Raw genomic sequence first — 8,932 nt, 5'->3', positions numbered from 1 at the left:
CCAGGAACAGGATCGCGCCTGCCTGCTCGTCGAGCGTGCCGTATCGTTTCATCAAGCTGGACTGGATCGTCTGGTCGACGATGGTCCGGTACCAGTCCTCGCGCTGTTCCTGTTCCGCGTTCGGGTTGCGCGGCACGGCGCGCGGCGGCGCCTCGGTGCCACCCGGCGCGGTGGCGACGACGCGGATGCCGCGCTCGGCAACCTCCCAGGCGAGGCTGGCGGTGATCGCATTCACCCCGCCCTTGGCCGCCGCATAGGGCACGCGGTTGAGCCCGCGCGTCGCGATCGACGAGACGTTGACGATCACGCCGCGTCCCGCCTCCAGCATCGGCTCGAGTGCCGCGCGGCAGCAATAGAGCGTCGGGAACAGCGAGCGGCGGATCTCAGCGTCGATCTCCTTCTGGGCATAATGCTCGTAGGGCTTGGCCCAGATCGTACCACCGACATTGTTGACGAGGATGTCGATCCGGCCGAACAGCTCGACCGCCTTCTTCATCGCCTTCTCGCAGCCCGCATAGGTCTCGAGATTGGCGCTGATATCATGCGCCACGCCGCCCGCCGCGCGGATCGCCCGCGCGACCTTGCGGCGCTGCGGCGCCCGGTCGACGATCAGCACCTCGGCGCCCTCGGCCGCCGCGCGCTCGGCGACGCGCTGGCCGATGCCCTGCGCGGCGCCGGTCACCACCATCGCGCGGCCCGCGAAGCGTCCGCTCATGCCGCCGCCGCCGTCTCGGTGGGGGCGAACTTCTCGTAGTGGAAGCTCGCGGGCTCTACGCCCAGCGTGGCGAAATGCTGGCGCACCGCCTCGACCATCGGCGGCGGGCCGCAGAGATAGACGTCGCAGTCGCCCCCGTTCAGATCCCCGGCCGCGATGTGGTCGGTGACGAAGCCTTTGCGTTCATGCGCATCTTCCTCTGCCGCAAGGATGGTGATCACCTCCACCCCACCTATCCTTTCAGCCAGCGACTGCACCCGCTCCAGTTCCACCAGATCGGCGGCGCGGGTCACGGCGTAATACAGCGTCACCGGCTGCTCGCAGCCCTGCGCGGCGAGCTGTTCGAGCATTGACAGGAAGGGCGCGAGCCCGGTGCCGCCCGCAAGCCAGAGCTGCGGCCGCTCCACCGGGCGCAGGTAAAAGGCACCCATCGGTCCGGTCAGCTCCAGTCGATCACCGATGGCGGCGGCTTGGGCGAGATAGCCGCTCATCACCCCGCCGGGCAGATTGCGGATCAGGAAGCTGGCCTCGGCAGCACCCGGCGCCGAGGAATAGGAATAGGAACGATGCACCCCCGCACCGGGCACCGAGACGTTGACGTATTGCCCCGGCAGGAAGCCCATCGGCTTGTCGAGCGTCACGCGCAGCCCGAAGGATGTCTCCGACAGCACATCCACCCCGGCCACCGCGCCGCCCAGCGTTTCGGCGCCGGTCTTGCAGACCAGTGAAGAGGCCGGAACGCGGATGACGCAATCGCTCTCGGGGATCATCTGGCAGGTCAGGACATAGCCTTCCTCCGCCTCTTCCTCGGTCATCGCCTCGTCCATGTAGAACTCGAGCTCGTACTCGCCCTTCTCGGCCAAGCACTTGCAGGTGCCGCAGACGCCGTCGCGGCAATCCATGGGGATGTTGATCTTCTGCCGGAAGGCGGCGTCGGTCACCTTCTCGTCCTCGTCGCAATCGATGACACGGGTGACCCCGTCCTCGAAATTGAGCGCGATGCTGTAGCTCATGCTGTTCCTCCTCCCGGTCGCGCGCCCCCTCCCCGGGGCGCGCGGACGCCTCGGCCATCGATCGATGGCCGCGGCTCAGATGTGGTAGACGTCGATCACGTGGTGGATGCGGTCGTTCTTCAGCACCACCTTCTTATCGGCGATCAACGGCTTCTCCCCCGAGACGTCGAGTGTGTAGAAGGACGTCCCCCAGTGGGTGTCGGTCTCGCCGTAGCGGTAGGTGTTGGTGATCCAATTGAACCGCAGCTTGATCGTATTGCCGGCGCGCTCCAGAACCTCGATGTTCGAGATGTTGTGCTGGGTGCGCGGCTCCGGCAGCGAGGTCGCCGAGGAGCGGTCGGTCTTGATCCGGAACACCCGGTCCTCGATGCCCGAACGGTCGTAGTAGAAGATCAACGACATCTCGTTCTCGGGATCTTCGGTCAGCGTGTCGAAGTCGTCCCAGGCAGGCATCCAGAACTGGCAGTCGGGATGGTAGAACCCGATCCAGTCGTCCCATTTGCGGTCGTCGAGGGCGCGTACCTCCGCATAGAGAAACGCCTGAATCTGCTCAAAGCTCAGTTCGGTGACGGTAGCGGGGCGGTCGATAGTTTCGGTGCTCATAATCTTACTCCGCGGCGATGGTGTCGTTACCAAGAGCGGCGCGCTCCTTATCGACGGCCTTCGCCATCCGCTCCGTCCATTGCCGGTGCTGGACTACGAAGAGGCCCTCATCCTCGGTGCGCGCGCCCGACATGATCGGCTCGATGCCGAGCGCCTTTGCCTCCTCGTCGGGGCCGGTGATCCAGTGGGTGGCGCCGCGCGTCAGGTCGTTCCACTTGGCATGGGCCGCGCCTTGGTAGCCGCGCTGCGTGGCGCGGAATTCCTCGGTGTCGTCCGGCGTGGCCATGCCTGAGGCGTTGAAGAAATCCTCGTATTGCCGGATCCGACGCGAGCGCGCCTCCTGGCTCTCGCCCTTGGGTGCGATGCAGTAGATCGTCACCTCGGTCTTGGTGGGGCTGATGGGGCGGAACACCCTCAACTGCGAGCTGAACTGGTCCATCAGGAACAGGTTCGGATAGAGGCACAAGTTGCGCAGCACGCCGACCATCCAGTCGGCCTTGGCCTCGCCGTACTTGGCGGCGAACTTGTCGCGCTCTGCATAGAGCGGGCGGTTGGTCGGATCGGCCCAGGTCGTCCAAAGCAGCAGGTGGCCGTTGTCGAAGCTATAGAACCCCCCCTTCTGCTTGGACCATTTCGAGGCATCGGTGGCCTTGATCTTGTCCTCTTTGCCCTCCTGGCCGCGCCGCCCGGTGGTGGCAACATAGTTCCAGTGAACCGAAGAGACGTGATAGCCATCGGCACCATTCTCGGCCTGCAGCTTCCAGTTGCCGTCGAAAGTGTAGGTCGAGGCGCCGCGCAGCACCTCCAGCCCCTCCTCGGACTGGTCGACCACCATGTCGATCAGTTTGCGGGTCTCGCCCAAATACTCCGCGAGCGAGGAGACATCGGCGTTGAGCGAGCCGAACAGGAAGCCGCGATAATTCTCGAACCGCGCCACGCGGGTCATGTCGTGGCTGCCATCCTTGTTGAACTGCTCGGGATAGCCACCGGTCTTGGGGTCCTTGACCTTCAGAAGCTTGCCGGTGTTCGAGAAGGTCCAGCCGTGGAACGGGCAGGTAAAGGTCTTCTGATTGCGGCGCTTGAAGCGGCACAGCATGGCGCCGCGATGGCTGCAGGCATTAACCAGCGCGTGCAGCTCGCCTTCCTTGTCGCGGGTGATCACGACCGGAGTGCGGCCCATGGTCAGCGTGTAGTAGTCGCCCGGCTCGGGGATCTGGCTTTCATGCGCCATGTAGATCCAGTTGCCCTCAAAGATGTGCTTCATCTCCAGCTCGAACAGGTCCTCGTCCGAGAACATGTCGCGGCGGGCGCGGAAGATGCCCTTCTCCGGGTCGTCCTGCACGATGCCGTCGAGGCGGCGCTCGATCTCCGTAAGATCCGTCGATGTGAACATGGCTATTCCTCCTCCTCGGCTGTCCGGCGCGGCGGCGCCCCGGACAGTATTGCTGTTGCGCGCGGCGCGGGCGCCGCGCCTTACTCCCCCGCGACGCTGCGCAGCACGCGCCTCGCGTCGCGGTCGTAACAGGCGATCTTCTCGGGGTCCGGCACCACGCCGAGACCCGGCCCCTGCGGGCGCACCAGCGAGAAGTCGCGATACTCTATCGGCGAGGCCAGGATCTCGTCCTTCATCAGCAGCGGTCCGAACAGTTCGGTTCCCCAGCCGAGCCGCTCCACCGTCGAGAAGAGCTGCACCGCGGCGGCGGTGCCGATCCCGGCCTCGAGCATTGTGCCGCCATAGATCCCGATCCCGGCCGACTGGGCGATCGCCACCACCTCGGCGGCGCGCTTCAGCCCGCCGGACTGGGCGATCTTGACGGCGAAGACATCGGCCGAGCGTTCGGCCGCGACGCGCATCGCGTCCTCCGGCCCTTGAAGTGCCTCGTCTGCCATCACCGCGATCTCGTAGGCGTCGCTGAGATGGCCCAACGATTTGTGGAAGCGGGCGGCTATCGGCTGCTCCACGAGATCGACGCCGATCTCCTGCAGCCCCCTGAGGCCGTGGCGTGCCTCGGTGACGTTCCAGGCTTGATTGACGTCGACCCGGATGCTGGCGGCGTCGCCGAGTGCCGACTTGATCGCGCCAACATGGGCGAGGTCGTCGCGCAATGCGCGCTTGCCGATCTTGAGCTTGAAGATGTTGTGTCGGCGCGCGGCGATCATCTTGCGCGCCTCGTCGATATCGGTCTCGGAATGACCGCTGGCGAGCGTCCAGGCCACCGGCATCGTCTCGCGCACCGGGCCGCCGAAGAGCTGCGCCACCGAAACGCCGAGCCGCCGTCCGAGCCCATCCCACAGCGCCGTCTCGACCGCGCAGCGAGCGATGGGATTGCCGCGCACCAGCTTTTCGACGCGGTGGGTAACAGCGTTAATGTCGTCACCGTCCATCCCGGTGATCGCCGGGGTGATATAGGCGTCGATAGCAAGCCGGATGCTCTCAGGGCTCTCGGACCCGTAGCTCATTCCCCCGATCGCGGTGCCCTCGCCCCAGCCCTCGGAGCCGTCGCCGAAACGGATCCGCACCAGCACGACAGATTGCACGGTCATGGTGGTCATCGACAGCACATGGCCTCGGATCGTTGGAATATCGAGGATCGTCGTTTCGACGTGTTCGATCTTGCTCATCGGGTCCCCATGCGGCGTTTGGGCTTCGGTCGAAAGGACCATGGGCCAGCCGAAGGGCCGGAATCCAATACCGAGGCGGTCTGATGCGATACCCGAGCCCCGGGGCCGCTCGACCGGGCTTGCGCCCTGTCCTAGCGTGGCCACATGGCGAAAGGGGACGCGAATGGATCGGCTGGCCTGCGACAGGATGTTCGCGACGGTGGTGGAGACGGGAAGCTTCGCGGCAGCGGCGCGGCGGCTCGGCACCAGCTCGGGGCAGGCCTCGAAGCTGATGGCGCGGCTCGAGGCCGATCTCGGCGCGCAGCTGATACAGCGCTCGACCTGGGCGCTGTCGCTGACCGAGGCGGGCCGCGCCTATCACGAGCGGCTGCGCCCGCTGCTCGAGGAGTTCGACGCGCTCGACGCCGAGATGCGGCGCGAGGGCTTCGAGCCGCGCGGCCTCTTGCGCCTCACCGTGCCGCTCAGCTTCGGCTCGGCGATCCTCGCGCCGCTCCTGGGCGACTTCGCCGCGCGCCACCCGCAGGTCGCGCTCGACGTGGCCTTTTCCGACCGGCTCGCCTATCTGGTCGAGGAAGGCTTCGACATGGCGCTGCGGATCGGCCAGCCGCGCGACAGCGCGCTGATCGCGAGGCGGCTCTGCGCCGTGCGCCTCGTCACCTGCGCGGCGCCCGCTTACCTCGCCCGGCGCGGCCGGCCCGAGCGGCCCGGCGATCTCGCGGCGCATGACTGCATCCTCGACGGCAACCTCGCCCAGCCGGGGCTGTGGCCGCTGCGCGGGGCGGACGGCGCGGCGCAGCCCATGCAGGCAAAAGGCCGGATCACCTTCGCCAATGCCGAGGCCTGCGCCATGGCCGCGCGGGCGGGCCTCGGGATCTGCTTCGGGCCGAGCTTCGTGGCCGGGCCGATGATCCGGGCGGGCGAGCTGGTGCCGGTGCTGGACGCGTTCGAGGCCGAACCGCTCGGCCTGCACGCGATCTACCCGCCCTCGCGCCACCTCGCCGCCAAGTCGCGCGCGCTGATCGATTTCCTCGCCGAGCGGTTCAGGGGACCGCCGGACTGGGACGCGGCGCTTCCATTCCGGAAGGAATGACTTTCCGATCTCCCGTCTAATGTTTGCGGCGGAACGGGTGCAGATAGTCGGCACGGCACCGGCGGGCCCCGACCCGGCGCGGCGCCGACCGTCACACCGGCCGCGCCGCGCGGCCCCTCGAAAGGACCGGCACCATGACCGATACCCGCACCGCCCCCGGGGGCCTCCTGACGCTCCGCGTCACTCTCGCCGCCTTCTTCCTGCTGCACGCCTATCTGAAGTTCTTCGTCTTCACCCCCACCGGAACGGTCGGCTTCTTCCAGAGCCTCGGCCTGCCCGGGCTGCTGGCCTGGGCCGTGATGCTGGGCGAGCTGGCGGGCGGCCTCGCGCTGATCGCGGGGCTGTGGACCCGGCCGGTGGCGCTCCTGTTGCTGATCCCGGTCGTGGGCTCGATCTGGACGCCGCATTTCGCCGCCGGCTTCTGGTTTTCGAACGAGGGCGGCGGTTGGGAGTTTCCATTGTTCTGGGCACTCGCCCTCGTCGTGCAGGCGCTTCTGGGCGACGGCCCCTATGCCTGGCGCGCCAGCCCCTCGCTGCGCGCCCTGCGCGCCTGGCCCCTCCCGCCGCGGGCCCGGCGCCCGCGGCCCCCACACACAGGGAGACCGACATGGCCACCAGCGATGCCCCGATCGAGATCGACCGCCTGCGTCTCGTTGTGCGCGACCTCGACCTCATGCGCGGCTTCTATGCCACTGCCCTCGGCCTCGACGAACTGACCGCCGACGGCGAGAGCGCCAGGCTCGGCGCGGGCAGGCGGACGCTGCTCGACCTGCGCCGCGACACCGCCGCCCGCCCCCGCGATCCGCGCGCGGCGGGGCTGTTCCACACCGCCTTCCTGCTGCCCTCGCGCGCGGCGCTGGGGCGCTGGCTGCGGCATGCCGTCGACACCGGGCTGCCGATGCAGGGCGCGGCCGATCACCTCGTCAGCGAGGCGGTCTACCTCGCCGATCCCGAGGGCAACGGCATCAAGGTCTATGCCGACCGCCCCCGCGACCAATGGCGCCGCGACGCGCGCGGCATCGCATGACGACCGAGCCGATAGACGGCGCGGGCGTGCGCGCCGCCGCCGACGGGGCATGGCACGGCGCGCCCGAGGACATGGTGGTCGGCCATGTCCACCTGCAGGTCGGCGACCTCGCCGCGGCCGAGGCGTTCTGGGCGCAGCGGCTGGGCTTCGACGTCACTCGCCGGCTGCCCGGCGCGCTGTTTCTCGGCGCGGGCGGCTATCATCACCACGTCGCCGCCAATGTCTGGAACAGCCGCGGCGCGGGCCCCCGCGCGCCCGGCACGACGGGGCTGGAGGCGGTGGTGCTGCGCGCCGAGAGCGGCGCGGCGCCCGTCGCCACGGACCCTTGGGGCATCCGGATCGAAACCGAAGGCAAGGAGAGCCATCATGCTCATTGACGACAAGTGGAGTGCCGACTGGCACCCGGTGCAATCGACCGACAAGAAGGGCGGCTTCGTGCGCCAGACCTCCGGATTCCGTCACTGGGTGACGCCGGACGGCGCGCCCGGCCCCACCGGCGAAGGCGGCTTCAAGGCCGAGGCTGGTCGCTACCACCTCTATGTCGCGCTGATCTGCCCATGGGCCTCGCGCACCCTGATCGCCCGGCGGCTCAAGGGGCTGATCGAGTCGATCGGTGTCACCGTGGTCGATCCGCGGCTCGGGGCCCAGGACTGGGCCTTCGGTGGGTATCCCGGCGCAGACGAGGACCGGCTGAACGGCGCGCGCCACATGCACGAGATCTACACCCGCGCCGATCCGTGCTACACTGGCCGCGCCACCGTGCCGGTCCTGTGGGACAACGCCACCGGCACCATCGTCAACAACGAGAGCGCCGACATCCTGCGCATGCTGAACTCGGGCTTCGGCGAGTTGGCTCAGGGTGGGATCGACCTCTACCCTGAGCCGCTGCGCACCGAAATCGACGCGCTCAACGCCGAGATCTACCCCAGCCTCAACAACGGCGTCTACCGAGCCGGCTTCGCCACCACGCAGGAGGCTTACGAGGAGGCGTTCGAGGCCGTCTTCGCCATGCTCGACAGGATCGAAACGCGGCTTGCGGCAGGTGGTCCCTTTCTCTTGGGCGAGGCCTTCACCGAGGCTGACATCCGGCTTTTCGTGACGCTGATCCGCTTCGACGCCGCCTATCACGGGCTGTTCAAGTGCAACTTGCGGCGCGTCGCCGATTACCCTGCACTGGCCCGTTTCCTCCGGGATATGCTGGCTGTCGAAGGGGTGCGCGAGACGGTCGACATCGCCCATATCAAGGTGGGCTACTACTCCATCAGCGCGTTGAACCCAAACGGCATCGTACCCAAGGGCCCCGACATGTCGGCGCTGCTGCCCTGCTGAATGGCGGGCGGGACGGTCGGGCCGTCCCGCCCTGGCAACTCACACTCCTTCGAGCGCCACGGCAATGCCCTGGCCCACACCGATGCACATGGTGGAGAGCGACTTCTCGCCCTGCTTCAGCTCCAGCGCGGCGGTGCCGGTGATCCGCGCCCCCGACATGCCCAGCGGATGGCCGAGCGCGATGGCGCCACCATTGCGGTTCACCCGCGCGTCGTCATCGGCGATGCCGAGATCACGCAGCGTGGCGAGCCCCTGGCTCGCGAAGGCCTCGTTCAGCTCGATCACCGCGAAGTGGTCCGGCGTCAACCCGAGCCGCGCCATCAGCTTCTTCGAGGCGGGCGCGGGGCCAAAGCCCATGACGCGCGGCGCGACGCCCGCCGTCGCACCGCCGAGGATGCGCGCGATCGGGGTCAACCCGTGCTTCTTCGCCGCCTCGGCGGAAGCGATGACCAGCGCCGCCGCGCCGTCATTGACGCCAGAGGCGTTGCCCGCCGTTACCGAACCGCCCTCGCGGAACGGGGCGCGCAGCTTGG

10 protein-coding genes and 1 pseudogene are annotated in these 8,932 nt (G+C 68.1%); 5 read left to right on the top strand and 6 right to left on the bottom strand.

Going from position 1 to position 8,932, the window contains the following annotated elements; all coding sequences use genetic code 11:
- From ACFDTH_RS15815 to ACFDTH_RS15795, 5 genes are all read right to left on the bottom strand, one after another.
- On the bottom strand, positions 1-715 hold a 715-nt coding region (locus tag ACFDTH_RS15815; RefSeq protein ID WP_375288522.1), incomplete at its 3' end, for a 1,6-dihydroxycyclohexa-2,4-diene-1-carboxylate dehydrogenase.
- Positions 712-1,728, bottom strand: coding sequence for a benzoate 1,2-dioxygenase electron transfer component BenC (gene benC / locus ACFDTH_RS15810; protein ID WP_375288521.1), 1,017 nt, complete (start codon positions 1,726-1,728; stop codon positions 712-714). The genes ACFDTH_RS15815 and benC, both read right to left, overlap by 4 nt.
- A gap of 75 nt (positions 1,729-1,803) precedes the next feature.
- Positions 1,804-2,331 (bottom strand): benzoate 1,2-dioxygenase small subunit, encoded by a 528-nt coding sequence (gene benB, locus ACFDTH_RS15805; protein WP_375288520.1) that lies wholly within the window; start codon positions 2,329-2,331, stop codon positions 1,804-1,806.
- Positions 2,332-2,335: 4 nt separating this feature from the next.
- Positions 2,336-3,724, bottom strand: coding sequence for a benzoate 1,2-dioxygenase large subunit (gene benA, locus ACFDTH_RS15800; protein ID WP_375288519.1), 1,389 nt, complete (start codon positions 3,722-3,724; stop codon positions 2,336-2,338).
- Between the two features lie 80 nt (positions 3,725-3,804).
- Positions 3,805-5,097 carry a muconate/chloromuconate family cycloisomerase gene (locus tag ACFDTH_RS15795; RefSeq protein WP_375288518.1) on the bottom strand — a complete coding sequence of 431 codons (1,293 nt, stop codon included), beginning with the start codon at positions 5,095-5,097 and terminating at the stop codon, positions 3,805-3,807.
- A gap of 19 nt (positions 5,098-5,116) precedes the next feature.
- On the opposite strand from ACFDTH_RS15795, the gene ACFDTH_RS15790 reads away from it, so the two are divergent.
- The 5 genes from ACFDTH_RS15790 to ACFDTH_RS15770 all read left to right on the top strand — a co-directional run bounded on the left by ACFDTH_RS15790 (position 5,117) and on the right by ACFDTH_RS15770 (position 8,399).
- Positions 5,117-6,043, top strand: coding sequence for a LysR family transcriptional regulator (locus tag ACFDTH_RS15790; RefSeq protein WP_375288517.1), 927 nt, complete (start codon positions 5,117-5,119; stop codon positions 6,041-6,043).
- A 134-nt stretch (positions 6,044-6,177) separates the two neighbouring features.
- The gene (locus ACFDTH_RS15785) at positions 6,178-6,759 is read left to right on the top strand and encodes a DoxX family protein (protein ID WP_375288516.1); all 582 of its coding nucleotides are present in this window, start codon (positions 6,178-6,180) and stop codon (positions 6,757-6,759) included.
- Positions 6,717-7,070, top strand: coding sequence for a VOC family protein (locus tag ACFDTH_RS15780; RefSeq protein ID WP_375288515.1), 354 nt, complete (start codon positions 6,717-6,719; stop codon positions 7,068-7,070). The genes ACFDTH_RS15785 and ACFDTH_RS15780 overlap by 43 nt, the downstream gene beginning before the upstream one ends.
- Complete coding sequence (locus ACFDTH_RS15775; protein ID WP_375288514.1) at positions 7,067-7,447, top strand: VOC family protein; 381 nt, start codon at positions 7,067-7,069, stop codon at positions 7,445-7,447. The genes ACFDTH_RS15780 and ACFDTH_RS15775 overlap by 4 nt, the downstream gene beginning before the upstream one ends.
- On the top strand, positions 7,437-8,399 hold the full coding sequence (locus ACFDTH_RS15770) for a glutathione S-transferase family protein (RefSeq protein WP_375288513.1): 963 nt from the start codon (positions 7,437-7,439) through the stop codon (positions 8,397-8,399). Before ACFDTH_RS15775 ends, ACFDTH_RS15770 begins: the two co-directional genes overlap by 11 nt.
- Positions 8,400-8,438: 39 nt before the next feature.
- On the opposite strand, the pseudogene ACFDTH_RS15765 reads toward ACFDTH_RS15770, so the two are convergent.
- Positions 8,439-8,932: pseudogene (locus tag ACFDTH_RS15765) on the bottom strand (3-oxoadipyl-CoA thiolase); the annotation flags it as partial.

The organism is Sphingomonas sp., from assembly GCF_042096255.1.
Classification (GTDB): Bacteria; Pseudomonadota; Alphaproteobacteria; order Sphingomonadales; family Sphingomonadaceae; genus Sphingomonas.
This window is presented reverse-complemented; position numbering and strand designations above follow the sequence as displayed.

Coding starts and splice junctions, on each gene's coding strand:
- benA (WP_375288519.1), bottom strand. CDS start 3,724: ATGTTCACATCGACGGATCTTACGGAGATCGAGCGCCGCCTCGACGGC.
- benB (WP_375288520.1), bottom strand. CDS start 2,331: ATGAGCACCGAAACTATCGACCGCCCCGCTACCGTCACCGAACTGAGC.
- ACFDTH_RS15770 (WP_375288513.1), top strand. CDS start 7,437: ATGCTCATTGACGACAAGTGGAGTGCCGACTGGCACCCGGTGCAATCG.
- ACFDTH_RS15790 (WP_375288517.1), top strand. CDS start 5,117: ATGGATCGGCTGGCCTGCGACAGGATGTTCGCGACGGTGGTGGAGACG.
- benC (WP_375288521.1), bottom strand. CDS start 1,728: ATGAGCTACAGCATCGCGCTCAATTTCGAGGACGGGGTCACCCGTGTC.
- ACFDTH_RS15780 (WP_375288515.1), top strand. CDS start 6,717: ATGCGCGGCTTCTATGCCACTGCCCTCGGCCTCGACGAACTGACCGCC.
- ACFDTH_RS15785 (WP_375288516.1), top strand. CDS start 6,178: ATGACCGATACCCGCACCGCCCCCGGGGGCCTCCTGACGCTCCGCGTC.
- ACFDTH_RS15775 (WP_375288514.1), top strand. CDS start 7,067: ATGACGACCGAGCCGATAGACGGCGCGGGCGTGCGCGCCGCCGCCGAC.